The following is a 15242-nucleotide window of genomic DNA, read 5'->3' as shown; positions in this document are numbered from 1 at the left end:
AGGAGAGAAGAGCATGGCAGCGACACTTCAGGGCAAGCGCATCGCCTTCCTGGCCGCCGACGGCGTCGAGGAGGTCGAGTACACCCAGCCCCGGGAGGCGGTGGAGAACGCCGGCGCGCAGGTCGAGCTGGTCTCCCTCGACTCCGGCTCGATCCAGGCCTTCAACCACCTGGACCACGGCAAGCAGTACCGGGTCGACGTCACCGTCAAGGAGGCGGACGCCGGCGCGTACGACGGTCTGGTCCTGCCCGGTGGCGTGGCGAACCCGGACTTCCTGCGCGCGGACCCGGACGCGGTCCGGTTCGTGAAGTCGTTCTTCGACGCCGGCAAGCCGGTCGGCGTGATCTGCCACGGCCCGTGGACGCTGGTCGAGGCGGACGTGGTGCGGGGCCGGACCATCACCTCCTGGCCGAGCCTGCGCACCGACCTCACAAACGCCGGCGCGAACTGGGTCGACAAGGAGGTCGTCACCGACAACGGGCTGGTCAGCAGCCGCAAGCCGGACGACCTGCCGGCGTTCTGCGCCAAGATCGTGGAGGAGTTCGCCGAGGGTCGGCACGCCGCCTGAGGAAAGTCACAGGCCCACCGGGGGCATGATCCGCCCCCGGTGGGATAGGAAGCGGGATGACCGCCCAGACCGCCCCGCCCGCGCTGCCCGCCCGCCAGATCCGCCTGCTGATGTTCGGTCTGATGACCGGGATGCTGCTGGCGGCGCTCGACCAGACCATCGTCGGCACCGCCCTGCCGACGATCGTGGGGGAGCTGGGCGGCATCAACCACTACTCGTGGGTGGTCACCGCGTACCTGCTGGCGTCGACCGCCTCGACGCCGCTGTACGGCAAGATGGCCGACCTGTACGGACGCCGGCCGGTCTTCCTGTTCTCGATCGGCATGTTCCTGCTCGGCTCGTTGCTGGCCGGGCTGTCGCAGGACATGACCCAGCTGATCGTCACGCGCGGCGTGCAGGGTCTCGGCGCGGGTGGGCTGATGACGCTGGCGTTCACCATCATCTCGGACGTGGTCTCGCCCCGGGAGCGCGGGCGCTACCAGGGGTTGTTCGGCGCGGTGTTCGGCGTCTCCTCGGTGGCCGGGCCGCTCGTCGGCGGTTACTTCGCGGAGACCAACTGGCGGTGGATCTTCTACATCAACGTGCCGCTGGCGATCCTCGCCATCGTGGTCTGCTGGCACGTGATGCGGCTGGTGCCGTTCGAGCGGCGGGAGCACACGGTCGACTGGATCGGCGCGGCGCTGCTGGTGGCCGGCGTGAGCTGCCTGCTGCTGGCGCTGAGCTGGGGCGGCGCCGAGTACGCCTGGGGCTCCGGCGTGATCGTCGGCCTGTTCGCCGCGGGCGCGGTGCTGGGCGTGCTGTTCGTCGTCCAGGAGGCGCGGACCAAGGAGCCGATCCTGCCGCTGCGGCTGTTCCGCAGCGCCACGTTCGCGCTGGCGAACGCGGCGGGTTTCGTCCTCGGTCTGGTGATGTTCGGGTCGATCATCTTCATCCCGCTCTACCTCCAGATCGTCAAGGGCGCCTCGCCGACGCGCAGCGGTCTGCTGATGCTGCCGATGATGGCCGGCGTCATCATCACCTCGATCGTCACCGGCCGGGCGATGAGCCGGATCGGCAGGTACAAGTGGTTCCCGGTGGCGGGCGCGGCCGTGCTGGTGGTCGGCATGCTGTTGTTCCAGCAGCTGCGGGTGGCCACCTCGCTCTGGGCCGCGTTCGGCTACATGGTGGTGATCGGGATCGGGCTGGGCCTGTGCATGCAGTCGCTGATCCTCGCCGTGCAGAACGCGGTGAGCGTGCGCGACCTGGGCGCGGGCACGTCCTCGGCCACGTTCTTCCGGTCGCTCGGCGGCTCGTTCGGCGTGGCCATCCTGGGCGCGGTGCTGTCGTCCCGGCTCACCACCGAGCTGGCCGGCCGGCTGCCGGGCGCGCTCGCGCAGCTCCCACCGGAGCAGCGGGCCGCGGTGTCTGCAGGCGGGAACTTCTCGATCAACGACCCGGCGGCCATCCTGGCCCTGCCCGCCCCGGTACGCGCCGCCGTCCAGGCCTCGTTCGTCGAGTCGCTGCACCTGGTCTTCCTGACCACCGGGCTGATCGCGATCGTCGCGGTGCTGGTCACGCTGGCCATGCCGAACCACCAGTTGCGCGGCACCGGTCCGCAGGGCGCCACCGGCGGCGCCGACCCGATCGGCGGCAAGGCCCCCGCGCCCGGCGGCAAGCCGCTGACCAAGGAGTCGAAGGAGGAGGCCGCCGCCGACATGGAGGCGAAGTCGCAGACGATGCTGTGACCGGCGGCTACTTGAGGATCAGCCGGTTGGTCTGCTCGAACACGTCCAGGTCGGCGAGTGTCTCGTGGACGCTCGACGAGAGCGGGTGCGGGAAGTCCGCCGGACGGAAGAAGGCGGCGTCGGTGGTCTCGTCGGTGAACCGGTCCAGCTCGCCGTCCCACTCGTCGACGCGGAACGCGGTGGTGAAGACCTGGTACGTGTGCCCGTACATGTTGGTGTGGGTGCGGTCCGGGCCGGTGTAGAGCGCGAACGCGCTGACCCGCAGCGCCCGCAGGCCGGTCTCCTCCCGCACCTCGCGAACCGCGCAGTCGGCGATCGACTCGCCCAGTTCCATGGCGCCGGCCGGCAGCGCCCACTGGCCGTTGTCGGAGCGCTGGATCAGCAGCACCCGGGCGGCGTTGTCGCGCACCACGGCGCGGGCGCCGACGAACATCAGGGTGCGGTCACCGGCCAGGGCGCGTAGCTGCCCCACGTACGAGTCGGCCCACGAGATGCTCACCCGGACAATCTACGCATCATCCGTGATCACCTCGGTGGTTCCGGGGGGTTCCGTAGATGTGACCGCCGCCACTACGTTGTTACCCATGCGTAGCACGATGATGGACGCCCCCCTCCAGGTCGCCCGGATCCTCGAACACGGCTCCACCGTGCACGGCGCGGCGGAGGTGGTCACCTGGACCGGCGCCGAACCGCGCCGGATGACGTACGCGGAGGTCGGCCGCGCCGCCGCCCGGCTGGCCCAGGCGCTGCGCGACGAGTGCGGCGTGACCGGCGACGAGCGGGTCGCGACGTTCATGTGGAACAACAACGAGCACCTGGTGGCGTACTTCGCCGTGCCGAGCATGGGGGCGGTGCTGCACACGCTCAACATCCGGCTCTTCCCCGACCAGGTCGCCTACATCGCCAACCACGCGCAGGACCGCGTGGTGCTCGTCGACACCACGCTCATCCCGCTGCTCGCCCGGGTGATCGGCGAGATGACCACCGTGGCGCACGTGGTGGTGGTCGGCGGCGGCGACCCGGCCCCGCTGCTGGCCGCCGCCGGCGACCGGATCACCGTGCACCACTGGGACGCGCTGCTGGCCGACCGCCCCGACCACTTCGACTGGCCGGAGGTGGACGAGCGGGACGCGGCTGCGCTCTGCTACACCTCGGGCACCACCGGCCACCCCAAGGGCGTCGCCTACTCGCACCGCTCGATCTACCTGCACTCGCTCCAGGTCTGCATGCCGGAGGGCTTCGGGCTCGGGCCGAACGACCGCGAGCTGGCCATCGTGCCGATGTTCCACGCCATGTCCTGGGGCCTGCCGTACGCGGCCTTCCTCTCCGGCGCCTCGCTGATCATGCCGGACCGGTTCCTCCAGGCCGAGCCGATCGCCGCGATGATCGCCGCCGAGCGCCCCACGCTGGCCGGGGCGGTGCCGACCATCTGGACCGACCTGCTGGCCTACCTGGACGCGCACGAGGTGGACCTCTCCTCACTGAAGGAGGTCATCGTGGGCGGGTCGGCGTGCCCGCCGGCGCTGATGCACGCCTTCCACGACCGCTACGGCATCGACGTCATCCACGCCTGGGGCATGACCGAGATGTCGCCGCTGGGCTCGGTGTCCCGGGCGCCGGCCGGCGCGACCGGCGACGACGCCTGGCGCTACCGCTACACGCAGGGCCGCGTACCGGCGGGCGTGACCGCGCGGATCGTCGGCCCGGCCGGTGAGCCGCTGCCCGCGGACGGGACGTCGGTGGGCGAGCTGGAGGTGCGCGGGCCGTGGGTGACCGCCCGGTACATCGGCGACGACGTGCCGGAGGAGGAGAAGTTCCGGGACGGCTGGCTGCGGACCGGTGACGTCGGCACGCTCTCGCCGGACGGCTACATCACGCTCACCGACCGCGCCAAGGACGTGATCAAGTCGGGCGGGGAGTGGATCTCCTCGGTCGAGCTGGAGAACGCCCTGATGGCGCACCCGGCGGTGCTGGAGGCGTGCGTGGTGGGCGTACCGGACGAGCGCTGGGACGAGCGCCCGCTGGCCACCGTCGTGGTTCGCGAGGGCGCCTCGGTGACCGCCGAGGAGCTGCGGGACTTCCTGGCCGGCTCGGTGGCCCGCTGGCAGTTGCCGGAACGCTGGGCGTTCATCGACGCCGTGCCCAAGACCAGCGTCGGCAAGTTCGACAAGAAGGTGGTGCGCTCGCGGTACGCCGACGGCGGGCTCGACGTACGGGAACTGACCGCGTCGTAACGTTTCGGGGCGTACCGTCGCCTACACGGGCAGGAACACGTTTCCAACGGGCATTCCTCCCAGAGGGCGGCCCCGGCGTTCGCACCGCGCCGGGGCCGCCCGTCCGTTACGGGCTGACCCGCACCGTCATTGTTGCGAAACTTGTTCGCGTCTGTCCGGCTGTCGGGGAAATCCGGTCACCTACTCGTCCGCGGTGGTGACCAACACCTTGCCCACCACGCTGTCCTGCACCGCCTGCTGGGCGGCAGCGGCGTCCGCCAGCGGATACCGGTGCAGCGGCAGCCCGGCGTCCTCACCGACCCGGATCGCGCCCTGCGCCACCGCCGCCGCGATGTCGGTGACCGCCTGCGCCTTGGCGACCTTCGGCGCGGTGTAGATCAGCACGAACTGCCAGCGCGCGTTCGGAACCATCAGCGGCCGGATCGGCAACGTGATCTCGTCGCCGCCGTCGTCGGCGTACACGCAGACCGCCCCGCCGGTACGCAGCATCCGCACGTCGGCGGCGGCGTTGCGGGCGGCGGAGACCTCGACGATCGTGTGCACCCCGTCGGGCGCGACCTTGCGGACCTCCTCGACCACGTCCTGCTCGCGATAGTTGATCACGAAGTCGGCCCCGGCCGCCGCCGCGAGCTGCGCCTTCTCCGGGCTGCTCACAGTCGCGATGACACAGGCGTCGGCCCAGCTCGCGAGCTGGATCGCCGCGTTGCCCACCGCGCCCGCGCCGCCCTGCACCAGCACCACGTGGTCGCTCAGCGCGCCCGCGTGCAACTTGTCCGGCATGTACTCACCCGCGGTCAGGCAGCGGTGCGCCGTCATGAACGGGATGCCGAGCGCCGCCCCCAGATCGAACGACGCCGGACCGAGCGGCACCGCGTGCCGGACCGGAACCAGCGTGTACTCCGCGGCGGTGCCCCACGGCCGCTGCCACGCCGCCTCCCACACCCAGACCCGCTCGCCGATCAGCGTCCGGTCCACGCCCTCACCGACCGCCTCGACCACCCCCGCGCCGTCCTGGTGCGGGATCTGCCAGCCGGCCGGCAGCGGCCACGCCTGGCGGGCCTTCCAGTCGGTCGGGTTCACCCCCGACACGGCCATCCGCACCAGCACCTCGCCCGGCCCGGGTTCCGGCACCGGCCGGTCCACCACCTGGAGCACCGAGGCGTCCCCGCTGCGCTCGTACACGATCGCCTTCATCGCCGTCCCTCCGCCGTCCTTCCGGGTGCGCTACCCGGCAGCCGCCCGAACATGCGGCCCAGGGCGCACCCGGCCACCGTACGACGGCTCGTCAGGCGGCCGGCTTGAGCACGACCTTCGAGTAGCCCGGCTCGCGGCGGTCGAAGCGCTGGTACGCCTCCGGCGCCGCGTCCAGCGGCAACTCCTTGCTCACCACGAAGCTCGGGGTCGCCCGCCCCGCCATGATCAGGTTTCGCAGGTACGCATTGTAGGTCTTCACGTTCGCCTGCCCGGTGCCGATCCGCAGGCCCTTCTCGAACAGCTTGCCCACCTTGAACAGCAGCTCACCCCGGGCGGAGTGCTCGTCCGGGGCGCCCGGGTCCGCCGAGAGGTAGAGCCCGACCACGCCGATCGCCCCGGTCGCGCGCACCACCTCCACGAGCGTGTTCAGCACCAGCGCCGGCTGCTCCTCGCCGCTGGGCGCGGACGCCTGGTATCCCACCGCGTCCACGCCGTGATCGGTCCCCACCCCGGCGGTCCGGTCCCGGATCTGCTCGACCGGGTCGCCCGCGCTGAAGTCGATCGGGGTGGCGCCGATCGACTCGGCCAGCCGCAGCCGGTCCGGCACCCGGTCCACCACGAACACCTCGGACGCCCCGATCAGCACCGCCGAATACGCCGCCATCAGCCCGACCGGCCCGCCGCCCATCACCGTCAGGTTCTCGCCCGGCCGCAGCCCGGTCATCGCCACCCCGTGGTAGCCGGTCGGGAAGATGTCGGCGAGCATCGCGTAGTCGTTCTCGTGTTCGGTGCCCGGCGGCAGCTTCAGGCAGTTGAAGTCGGCGAACGGCACCCGCAGGTACTCCGCCTGCCCACCCCGGTACGGCCCCATCGACACATAGCCGTACGCGCCGCCGGCGAAGCCCGGGTTCACCGTCAGGCAGAACCCGGTGCGCTGCTCCCGGCAGTTGCGGCAGAACCCGCACGCCACATTGAACGGCATCGAGACCCGGTCACCCACGCGCAGGCTCGTCACGCCCGGCCCGGTCTCGACGATCACGCCCATGTTCTCGTGGCCGAACACGATGCCCGGTTCGGCGGCCGTCCGTCCCTCGTACATGTGCAGGTCCGAACCGCAGATTGCGGTCGTCGTGACCTGGACGACCACGTCGTTCGGATCCTCGATCCGCGGGTCGTCGACCTCGTTGACGGCCACCTCGTGCGGCCCCTCGTACACCACAGCCCTCATGTCACCGACCGTAGGCCGGGTGGTGGCGGCGGGTGGGTGGATCAGTCGATCCCCGCCACCACAGCGGGCGTGAGCGCGCCGATCGAGGGGAGAAGCACGGTCGCGAGCGCCTCGGCGTCCGGATCGAGCGGGTACGACCCGTGCGGCACCGCCACCACCCGGCACCCGGCGGCAACTGCCGAACGGACCCCGTTCGACGAGTCCTCCACGGCCACGCAGCGGGCCGGGTCGACTCCCAGCCGCCCGGCCACCGCGAGCCACACGTCCGGCGCGGGCTTGCCCCGGGCGGTCTCCTCCGTCGACAGGGTCGCGCCGAACGAGCCGGCCAGGCCCGTCGCGTCCAGCGCCGCCGCGATCAGCCGGGTCGGGGAGGAGCTGGCCAGCCCGAGTGGCCACCGCGCGGCGATGCGGCGCACGACCTCCTCCGCCCCGTCGATCACGGGTACGCGCTGCGCGTACCGGCGGGCCATCTCGGTCACCACCTCGGTGGCGACCTGCTCGGGCGACCTGTCGACGCCCAGCTCACCGCTGAGGTACTCGGCCCACTCGCCGGTGCTCATGCCCATCAGCCGGCGCTGCGTGTCCGGCTGCCAGACGCCGCCGTGCTCGGCCACGTACGCGCGCCGGACCTCCTCCCAGACCGGCTCGGAGTCCACGATCACGCCGTCCAGGTCGAAAAGCACCGCGTCCACCATGCCGCCATCCTGCCCCAGCCGGCGGCCCGGCTCACCGTGGCAGCGCGGCTCCGACCGACCGCTGCGCCGGCAGGCCGATCGGCGCCTTGGCCGGGATGATCGTGCGGCAGCGGGTAGCGATCGGCTGCAGCAGGTCCCGCAGCCGGGCGGTACGTTCCGCGCCCAGCGCCCGCCACGGCCCCGCAGCGGCCCGGTCGGTGGCCTCCTCGACCACGCGGAACGTCTCCGTGGCGTACGGCGTGGCCGTCCGGTCGGGGGTCAGCCAGCCCTTCTCCACCAGCCGCTCCTCGGCCGCGGTCCACTGCTCGTCGGTCCAGCCCCGGGCGGGCTGGTGGAACTCGCGGGACTGGTCGACCCGGCACCGCCAGGCCACCACCTCGGCCGGTTCCAGCCCGGTCGTCACCAGCGCCGCCACGTGGCCGTCACCGCGGTGCTCGCGCAGCGTGGTGGCGGCCTGCCAGAGCCGGGCCAGCGGGTACTCGCCCCGGGGCAGGGCGGCGTTCACCGCGCCGAGCACCCGGCCGGCGACGTCCACCCGCGCGGCCGCCTCCTCCAGCAGGTCGGCGGCCTCGACCAGATGCGACTCGGGCAGCTCGTAGGTGAACTCGGCGAGCGCCTGCACACCACCGGTGAGCCGCGCCCGCAGCGCCTCCTCCGGGGTGGCCAGACGCCACACCGACGGCAGCGCGCGGGCCACCATGGCCGGCGCGAAGCTGAAGAACGCCGCGGTCACGGCGGGCGCGTCGACCGCGCCGAGCGGCGCGGCCCGCCCCGCGAAGTAGCCGCGCCAGTAGCCGCGCAGCCCGACCGCCTCGAACGCGGCGCGGGCCCGCGGGTGGAAGTAGGTCACCGCGTGGACCGGCTCGTACAGCGTCCACATCTGCCGGGTCGCCCCGGCCCCGTCCAGCGCCGCCACGTGCACCTCCGCGTCGGTGAGCAGATCACCGCGGACGGACGTGCCGCCCGCGGTGACCATGAACCTACTGCCGCAGGGTGACCGGACGGAAGCCTGGAGTGAGCTACTGCGCAGCCAGCACGTCGACGACGAAGCGCAGCGGCCCGGCCGGGCGGCCACCGGCGGCGTCGTTGCCGTACGCCAGGTCGGCCGGCAGGTCCAGCTGCACCCGGCTGCCCACCGGCACGCCGACCAGGCCCTGGTCCCAGCCCTTGATGACCTGGCCCACGCCGATCTGGAAGGTGGCCGGCTGGCCGTTGTCCCAGGACGCGTCGAACTGCTTGCCGTCGGAGTAGAACACGCCCACGTAGTTGGTGGTGATGTTCTGCCCGGCCTTCACCGCCGGCCCGGTGCCCTTCACCAGCGTGGTGACGGTGAGCTTGGTCAGCTCGCCGGTGCCGGCCTGCACTGTCGGCTTGGTCTTCAGCGCCGGGTCGATGCCGGCGGGCAGCTCCGGAGCGGGCATCTCGGTGGGCTCGACCGGGGCGGTGGGGCTGGCCGAGGAGCCGGCGGTGGCCGCCTTGTCGTCGTCCCCGCTGTTCAGCCAGACCAGGCCACCGACCAGGGCCACCACGGCGAGCACGCCGACAGCCGCGCCGAGCATCGACTGCCGGCGGCGACGCGCCTCGGCGGCCTTCTTCTCGGCCAGCTGGGCGGCCAGCCGCCGCCCTGCCTTGGTGGCCGGGGCGGCCTGGCCCTCCGACCGGTTCTCCACACGCTCGCTCACGTCGACTCCCTGCAGGGTGGGTGGGTGCGCCCCCGGCGGGCCGCCGCCGAGGCCAGCGCACACGGTACCCGCCCGGACCCCCAGCGTGCCCATACGCCCGCACCGATCAGGACACGGAGACCGATACGGGGGCACCGCACAGGGTACGTTTCGGGCATGGCGATCCTCAGCGAAGAAGACCTGGCCCTGCTCGGCGAGCCGCAGCTCGCGCACGTGGCGACGGTCGAGGCCGACGGCACCCCGCACGTCACCCCGGTCTGGGTCGACACCGACGGCGAGCACATCGTGTTCAACACGGCCAAGGGGCGGCAGAAGTACCTGAACATGGCCCGCAACCCGGTGGTCGCGGTGTCGGTGGCGGACAAGGCCGACGACTTCCGCACGCTCTGGATCAAGGGCACCGTCGAGTTCGTCACCGAGGGCGCCGACGAGCACATCGACCGGCTGGCGAAGAAGTACCTCGGCCAGGACACGTACCCGTGGCGGCGCCCCGGCGAGGAGCGTGTCATCGTCCGGGTCACCCCGACCGAGAAGCTCGGGCGAGGCTGAGCGGCCCGGCCCCGCCCTCCACCGAGGGCGGGGCCCCGGCCGTACGCGCGTCAGGCGCTCTTCTTCGCGGCGGCCTTCTTCGCCGTCGTCTTCTTGGCGGCGGTCTTCTTGGCCGGTTCGGTCTTCTTCTCCGCCGTCTTCTTCGCGGGGGTCTTCTTGGCGGCCGTCTTCTTCGCCGGCTCGGCCTTCTTCTCGGCCGGCTTCCGGGCCGGGGCCTTCTTCGCGGCCTTCTTCGCCGATCGGGCCGACGAGATCGGCGTCGGCTCGGCCCCACCGCCGGACGGCGCCTCGCCCCGGGCCGCCCGGGCCCGCTCCACGGATGCCTTCAGCGCGGCCATCAGGTCCACCGCGGCGGCCGGCGCGGCCTCTTCCTCCTCCGGCTGCACCACCTCGCGGCCCTCGACCTTCGCGTCGATGACCTCCTGCAACGCCGCCCGGTAGTCGTCGGTGAAGGCGTCCGGCTCGAACTCGCCGGCCATCGAGTCGATCAGTGAACTGGCCATCGCCAGCTCCGGCGGGCGTACCTTCAGGTCCTCGTCCAGGAAACCGAAGTCGGGCCGGCGGATCTCGTCCGGCCACAGCATGGTGTTGAGCAGCAGCACGCCCTCGCGGACCCGCAGCGTCGCGAGCTGCTCCCGCTGGCGCAGCGCCACCTTGACGATCGCCACCCGCTCCGAGTCGGACAGCGCGTCGCGCAGCAGCACGTACGGCTTCGTCGCCGAGCCCTCCGGCTCCAGGAAGTACGCCTTGTTGTAGAGGATCGGATCGACCTGCTCGGCCGGTACGAACTCCAGCACGTCGATCGCGTGCGACGTGCTCAACGGCAGGTCGGCGAAATCCTCGTCGGTGAGGATGACCATCTCGCCACCACCGATGTCGTACCCCTTGGCGATGTCGTCGTAGGTGACCTCCTCGCCGCAGACCGAGCAGGTGCGCTTGTAGCGGATCCGGCCGCCGTCCTCACGGTGCACCTGGTGGAAACGGATGTCCTTCTCCTCGGTGGCCGAGTAGACCTTCACCCCGATCGACACCAGGCCGAACGACACCGCTCCTTTCCAGATCGCCCGCATACCCGCGCTCCTCTCCCCGGTTGACCACCAGAATCGCAAACGATCGAACGGGACGCACGCGCTTCCGCACCCAACTACAGTCGGAACGTGCCCGGCGCGCCGTTGAAGCCGATGCTCGCGACGACCGGGCAGCTCCCGGCCGGCGCCGCCTGGTCGTACGAGTTCAAGTGGGACGGCGTCCGCGCGCTCGCCGACATCTCCCGCGGCGACCGGCACTTCTACGCCCGCTCCGGCGTCGAGATCACCACCGCGTACCCGGAACTGCTCAACCTGGCCGAGCAGGTCGGTGACGCGCTGCTCGACGGCGAGGTGGTCCTCTTCACCGACGGGCAGCCCTCGTTCACCGCGCTCGCCGAACGGATGCACGTGCGCAACCCGGCCAAGGCGGCTCGGCTGGCGGCGACCGTACCCGTCACGTACATGATCTTCGACCTGTTGCGGCTCGACGGCGAGGACCTGACCGCCCGGCCGTGGCGGGAGCGGCGGGCGGCGCTGGAGTCGCTCGGGCTCGGCGCCGCCCGGTGGGCGGTGCCGCCGGTCTTCGGCGACGGCCCGGCCACCTACGCGGCGGCCGGCGAGCACGGGCTGGAGGGGGTGATGGCCAAGCGGGTCGACTCGCTCTACCGGCCCGGCGTGCGCTCCCCGGACTGGGTGAAGGTCAAGCTGGAGGTCACCGGCGACTTCGTGGTCGGCGGCTGGCGGCCCGGCGCGCGGCGCGTCGGCGGTCTGCTCGTCGGCGTGCCCGGCCCGGACGGGCGGCTGATCTACCGGGGGCGGGTCGGCGGCGGGATCGGCGCGGCCATCGAACGGGAACTGCTGCGTGAGCTGGAACCGCTGCGGGCCACCGCGTCGCCGTTCGCCGCCGGGGTGCCGCGCGAGGATGCCCGCGGCGCGATCTGGGTAACTCCCCGGATCGTGGTGGAGGTCAAGTACGGCCAGCGCACGCCGGACGGGAGGCTGCGCTTCCCGCGCATCCTGCGCCTGCGCCCGGACAAGCCGCCCGAGGAGGTCGACGATGCCGGCTGACCGGCTCAAGGTCGAGGTCGAGGGGCGCTCGCTGGAGCTGTCCAACCTGGACAAGGTGCTCTTCCCGCAGGCCGGCTTCACCAAGGGCGAGGTGATCGACTACTACACCCGGATCGCCCCGGTGCTGCTGCCGCACCTGAACGACCGCGCGCTGACCCGGATCCGGTTTCCCAACGGCGTCGACGGCGGCTCGTTCTTCGAGAAGAACGCGCCCGCCGCGACCCCCGGCTGGGTACGCACCGAGAACCTGCCCGCCCCCGGCTCCACGAAGGGGCGGGAAACCATCGACTACGTGGTCTGCGACGAGCTGCCCACGCTGGTGTGGCTGGCCAACCTGGCCGCGTTGGAGCTGCACACTCCGCAGTGGAAGATCGGCGCGCACCCGGACATGATGGTGGTCGACCTGGATCCGGGCGCTCCGGCCGCGCTCAAGCAGTGCTGCCAGGTGGCGCTGCTGATGCGCGACCGGCTGGCTTCCGACGGGATCTCCTCGTTCCCGAAGACGTCCGGGAAGAAGGGCATGCAGCTGTGCTGCCCGATCGCCGGTACGCAGGACGCCGAGATCGTCTCCGACTACGCCAAGCGGATCGCGCAGGAACTGGAGCAGGCGCACCCGAAGCTGGTCGTGTCGAAGATGGCGAAGAACCTTCGGCCCGGCAAGGTCTTCATCGACTGGAGCCAGAACAACGCGGCGAAGACGACAGTGGCGCCGTACTCGCTGCGGGCCCAGCCGGTGCCGGCCGTGTCGACGCCGCTGACCTGGGACGAGGTGGAGGCCGGGGCGGCCGGGAAGCGGCCGTCGACGCGGCCGTACACCGCCGGGGAGGTGCTCAAGCGGGTGGAGAAGCAGGGCGACCTGCTGGCGCCGCTGCTCGACGGCGGTCCCGAGCTGCCCGTGCGCTGATCCGGGCCGCTTCGGTTGCTCCGGACCGGCGGCTCGGACGGTTAGGGTGAGCGGACCGGCAGACAGGAGTTTCGCGCATGGCCCACCAGGCAGCCGTCGCCGTCGCGCCCGACGCGGTCGGGTACCCGCTGCTCAGCTACCACGACGACGGGACGGGCGAACGCACCGACCTGACCGCCGCGCAGCTCGGCGAGTGGACGGCCCGCAGCGCCGGGCTGCTCCGCGACGGTTGCGGGCTGCGCCCCGGTGACCGGGTGGCGGTGCTGCTGCCGCCGCACTGGCGTACCGCGGCGGTGCTGCTCGGGGCCTGGTCGGTCGGGTTGACGGTGTCGTTCCGTCCCCGCGCGCTGGCCGGCCTGCCGGTGCTGGAACCGGGCGCGGACCGGCCGTACGACGCGGTGTTCGTGACGCCGGAGCGCCTCGACGACTGGCTGGAGGACGTGCCCGAGGGGACGCACTGCTACCTGGTGGGCACCGGTCCGGGGCCGCTCGGCGAGGTGCCGCCGGGCTGGCTGGACTGGTCGGCCGAGGTGCTGCGGCACCCCACCGACCCGCCGGACTACACGGCAGTCGACCCGTCCGGCCCGGCCACCGCGGACGGCACCAGCTTCGGCGCGTGGCGTCGCCTGGCCGCCGAGATCGCCACCCAGCTCGATCTGCACCCCGGCGACCGCCTCCGGGTGGACCCGACCGAGGACGAGCAGCCCCTGAAGTGGCTCTTGGCCCCCCTCTCCGCGAGTGCCACGGTCCTGATCCACGCCAACTCCGCCTCCGCATCCGCCTCCTCGCCTCGCTGATCTTGCAGTCGCGGCCCCTCGGGTGCCCGTTTTGCAGCTCTTGCCCGGGCCGCAACTGCATGATCAACGGCACTCCTGGCGTTTCGCGTCGATCCACGCAGAGATCTTGGAAGGAGGCGGTCGTCATGAGGGCCCTCTCCTTCCAAGATCTCCGCGAGTCCCAGTGAGCGAAACGCTCGTCTCATGTTGCGGGCGCGCGGGGTAGTCGCGCACGGCCCTCTTCTGCGCTGCCCACGCGCTCGCGCCGATCTTGGAGTTGTGGTGCCTCGCGTAAGCCGCGAAGCGGGCATCTGAGGCGCCACAACTCCAAGATCGACGCGGGGGGTGGGTGGGGAATCCGGTTGACCGTGAGGGACGGGGTTTGGCCTACTGCGTCGGAGTGCTGGGTCGGGCGGGGGACGGGAGTGGGCGTGGGCGGGACGGGTGCGCTTGTGTGGCGGGAGGTCGGCGAGGACGACCTGCCCGCGTTGACCGGCCTGGCGCAGGCGTGCCTCGCCACTGACGGCGGGCTGTCGCTGTTCGGGCGTACCCCGCTGGTGCGGGCGCGGCTGCTTCAAGCGCGTACCCACGGGGCGTGGTCCGGCGGCGACCTGGTCGCGGCCGTCGGGGTCGGCGCCGGGCGGACGCCGGCCACCGCCACCGGCCTCGTGCACCCCGCGTGGCGCGGGCGCGGGCTCGGCGGCGCGCTGCTCGACTGGGCGGAGAAGCACGCCGGCGACGCTGGACTGCTGGTCACCACGGAGACGTGGAACGTAGGCGCGGAGGAGTTGTTCGCCAAGCGCGGCTACACGCGGACGTTTCTGGAGTGGGTGCTGCGGCACGACCTCGACGCGCTGCCCGAGGTCACCGCGCCGGACGGCGTCACGGTGGAGCCCGCCACGCTGGGGCCGGAGCTGTTCGCCACCTACCGCGCGTCGTTCGCCGACCGGCCCGGATTCGTGGAGCCGGAGGCCGACGAGTGGCTGGGCGACCTGCGCGACGACGAGGACTTCCGGCCGGAGTTGACGCTGCTCGCGCGCGGCCCGGACGGCGTGGCGGCCGGATTCGTCACCGTGCTCGACAACTGGATCGACCAGGTCGGCGTCGTGCCGGACTGGCGCGGGCGGCGGGTCGGCGCGTACCTGGTGGCGCGCGTGCTGCGCGGCCTCGCCGACGCGGGCGCGGACGCCGCGTGGCTCTGCGTCAACGACGACAACCCGGCGGCCGGGCTGTACCGGCGGCTGGGCTTCCGCGACTTCGGCCGCCGCGCCCGCTACCTGCGTGACTGACCCGACGCGGGAGGCGATCCTGCGGGGCCTCGCCGACCTGTGGGCGAGCGGCTGCCCGGTGCCCGCGCCGGAGCTCCACGAACGGCTCGCCGACGTCGGCCTGCGCCGCTGGCACAGCGTCGCCCGCCGGCACCGGGGGCGGCGGCTCGGCCCGGACGACCGGCTGAGAGATCTGGTACGCGGACTGGTCGCCGCGTTCGAGCCGGACCCCACGCTGGTCGGGCCGCTGGTACGCGACTACGAGTGCGTCGCGCGGGTGATCGCCGACGCCGCGACGGGGCGGTAGTGGTACTACTTGCGGTA

The 15242-nt window shown here is 72.4% G+C and carries 16 protein-coding genes; 9 read left to right on the top strand and 7 right to left on the bottom strand.

Annotated features, from left to right (window positions below; translation table 11 throughout):
• Positions 1–13: 13 nt before the first annotated feature.
• On the top strand, positions 14–568 hold the full coding sequence (locus O7542_RS23695; RefSeq protein WP_043327208.1) for a type 1 glutamine amidotransferase domain-containing protein: 555 nt from the start codon (positions 14–16) through the stop codon (positions 566–568).
• A 56-nt stretch (positions 569–624) separates the two neighbouring features.
• Positions 625–2292: an MDR family MFS transporter gene (locus O7542_RS23690; RefSeq protein ID WP_064448866.1), complete on the top strand. Its 1668-nt coding sequence runs from the start codon at positions 625–627 to the stop codon at positions 2290–2292.
• A gap of 7 nt (positions 2293–2299) precedes the next feature.
• Here O7542_RS23690 and O7542_RS23685 read toward each other — a convergent pair whose 3' ends face one another.
• Positions 2300–2791 (bottom strand): NUDIX domain-containing protein, encoded by a 492-nt coding sequence (locus O7542_RS23685; protein ID WP_030503787.1) that lies wholly within the window; start codon positions 2789–2791, stop codon positions 2300–2302.
• Between the two features lie 100 nt (positions 2792–2891).
• Between O7542_RS23685 and O7542_RS23680 the strand changes: the two genes are divergently transcribed.
• Positions 2892–4526, top strand: coding sequence for a fatty acid--CoA ligase (locus tag O7542_RS23680; RefSeq protein ID WP_281606501.1), 1635 nt, complete (start codon positions 2892–2894; stop codon positions 4524–4526).
• 180 nt (positions 4527–4706) lie between these two features.
• Here the strand turns inward: O7542_RS23680 and O7542_RS23675 are convergent, their stop codons facing one another.
• The 5 genes from O7542_RS23675 to O7542_RS23655 all read right to left on the bottom strand — a co-directional run bounded on the left by O7542_RS23675 (position 4707) and on the right by O7542_RS23655 (position 9418).
• A complete protein-coding gene (locus tag O7542_RS23675; protein WP_281605224.1) occupies positions 4707–5720 on the bottom strand; it encodes an NADPH:quinone reductase in 1014 nt (337 codons plus the stop codon).
• A gap of 91 nt (positions 5721–5811) precedes the next feature.
• Positions 5812–6948 (bottom strand): glutathione-independent formaldehyde dehydrogenase, encoded by a 1137-nt coding sequence (locus tag O7542_RS23670; protein WP_043327200.1) that lies wholly within the window; start codon positions 6946–6948, stop codon positions 5812–5814.
• A 41-nt stretch (positions 6949–6989) separates the two neighbouring features.
• On the bottom strand, positions 6990–7643 hold the full coding sequence (locus O7542_RS23665; RefSeq protein WP_281605223.1) for an HAD family phosphatase: 654 nt from the start codon (positions 7641–7643) through the stop codon (positions 6990–6992).
• A 31-nt stretch (positions 7644–7674) separates the two neighbouring features.
• On the bottom strand, positions 7675–8523 hold the full coding sequence (locus O7542_RS23660) for a hypothetical protein (protein WP_281606500.1): 849 nt from the start codon (positions 8521–8523) through the stop codon (positions 7675–7677).
• Between the two features lie 139 nt (positions 8524–8662).
• Complete coding sequence (locus tag O7542_RS23655; protein ID WP_166455733.1) at positions 8663–9418, bottom strand: FKBP-type peptidyl-prolyl cis-trans isomerase; 756 nt, start codon at positions 9416–9418, stop codon at positions 8663–8665.
• 63 nt (positions 9419–9481) lie between these two features.
• On the opposite strand from O7542_RS23655, the gene O7542_RS23650 reads away from it, so the two are divergent.
• Complete coding sequence (locus O7542_RS23650) at positions 9482–9874, top strand: PPOX class F420-dependent oxidoreductase (protein ID WP_281605222.1); 393 nt, start codon at positions 9482–9484, stop codon at positions 9872–9874.
• Between the two features lie 50 nt (positions 9875–9924).
• Here O7542_RS23650 and O7542_RS23645 read toward each other — a convergent pair whose 3' ends face one another.
• Positions 9925–10944, bottom strand: a complete 1020-nt coding sequence (locus tag O7542_RS23645; RefSeq protein WP_043327190.1) for a Ku protein — start codon at positions 10942–10944, stop codon at positions 9925–9927.
• Between the two features lie 87 nt (positions 10945–11031).
• Here O7542_RS23645 and ligD (O7542_RS23640) point away from each other — a divergent pair, with 87 nt between their 5' ends.
• The 5 genes from ligD (O7542_RS23640) (at position 11032) to O7542_RS23620 (ending at position 15225) form a co-directional block, all read left to right on the top strand.
• A complete protein-coding gene (gene ligD, locus O7542_RS23640; protein ID WP_043327188.1) occupies positions 11032–11970 on the top strand; it encodes a non-homologous end-joining DNA ligase in 939 nt (312 codons plus the stop codon).
• The gene (gene ligD / locus O7542_RS23635) at positions 11960–12874 is read left to right on the top strand and encodes a non-homologous end-joining DNA ligase (protein ID WP_274477223.1); all 915 of its coding nucleotides are present in this window, start codon (positions 11960–11962) and stop codon (positions 12872–12874) included. Before ligD (O7542_RS23640) ends, ligD (O7542_RS23635) begins: the two co-directional genes overlap by 11 nt.
• 77 nt (positions 12875–12951) lie before the next feature.
• Entirely contained in the window at positions 12952–13671 is a 720-nt protein-coding gene (locus tag O7542_RS23630) for a TIGR03089 family protein (protein ID WP_113972164.1), read from the top strand.
• A 410-nt stretch (positions 13672–14081) separates the two neighbouring features.
• Positions 14082–14939, top strand: a complete 858-nt coding sequence (locus tag O7542_RS23625; RefSeq protein WP_166455734.1) for a GNAT family N-acetyltransferase — start codon at positions 14082–14084, stop codon at positions 14937–14939.
• Positions 14932–15225, top strand: a complete 294-nt coding sequence (locus tag O7542_RS23620; protein ID WP_281605221.1) for a hypothetical protein — start codon at positions 14932–14934, stop codon at positions 15223–15225. The genes O7542_RS23625 and O7542_RS23620 overlap by 8 nt, the downstream gene beginning before the upstream one ends.
• Positions 15226–15242: the final 17 nt, after the last annotated feature.

This window comes from Micromonospora sp. WMMC264 (assembly GCF_027497275.1).
GTDB lineage: Bacteria > Actinomycetota > Actinomycetes > Mycobacteriales > Micromonosporaceae > Micromonospora > Micromonospora chalcea.
The sequence above is the reverse complement of the archived record's forward strand: the minus strand, read 5'-3'. Positions and strand labels throughout refer to the sequence as shown.

What these genes read in the sequence shown, in the direction of transcription:
- O7542_RS23695 (WP_043327208.1), top strand. Translation starts at nt 14, where the DNA reads ATGGCAGCGACACTTCAGGGCAAGCGCATCGCCTTCCTGGCCGCCGAC.
- O7542_RS23690 (WP_064448866.1), top strand. Translation starts at nt 625, where the DNA reads ATGACCGCCCAGACCGCCCCGCCCGCGCTGCCCGCCCGCCAGATCCGC.
- O7542_RS23680 (WP_281606501.1), top strand. Translation starts at nt 2,892, where the DNA reads ATGGACGCCCCCCTCCAGGTCGCCCGGATCCTCGAACACGGCTCCACC.
- O7542_RS23675 (WP_281605224.1), bottom strand. Translation starts at nt 5,720, where the DNA reads ATGAAGGCGATCGTGTACGAGCGCAGCGGGGACGCCTCGGTGCTCCAG.
- O7542_RS23670 (WP_043327200.1), bottom strand. Translation starts at nt 6,948, where the DNA reads ATGAGGGCTGTGGTGTACGAGGGGCCGCACGAGGTGGCCGTCAACGAG.
- O7542_RS23665 (WP_281605223.1), bottom strand. Translation starts at nt 7,643, where the DNA reads ATGGTGGACGCGGTGCTTTTCGACCTGGACGGCGTGATCGTGGACTCC.
- O7542_RS23660 (WP_281606500.1), bottom strand. Translation starts at nt 8,523, where the DNA reads ATGTGGACGCTGTACGAGCCGGTCCACGCGGTGACCTACTTCCACCCG.
- O7542_RS23655 (WP_166455733.1), bottom strand. Translation starts at nt 9,418, where the DNA reads ATGGGCACGCTGGGGGTCCGGGCGGGTACCGTGTGCGCTGGCCTCGGC.
- O7542_RS23650 (WP_281605222.1), top strand. Translation starts at nt 9,482, where the DNA reads ATGGCGATCCTCAGCGAAGAAGACCTGGCCCTGCTCGGCGAGCCGCAG.
- O7542_RS23645 (WP_043327190.1), bottom strand. Translation starts at nt 10,944, where the DNA reads ATGCGGGCGATCTGGAAAGGAGCGGTGTCGTTCGGCCTGGTGTCGATC.
- ligD (WP_274477223.1), top strand. Translation starts at nt 11,960, where the DNA reads ATGCCGGCTGACCGGCTCAAGGTCGAGGTCGAGGGGCGCTCGCTGGAG.
- O7542_RS23630 (WP_113972164.1), top strand. Translation starts at nt 12,952, where the DNA reads ATGGCCCACCAGGCAGCCGTCGCCGTCGCGCCCGACGCGGTCGGGTAC.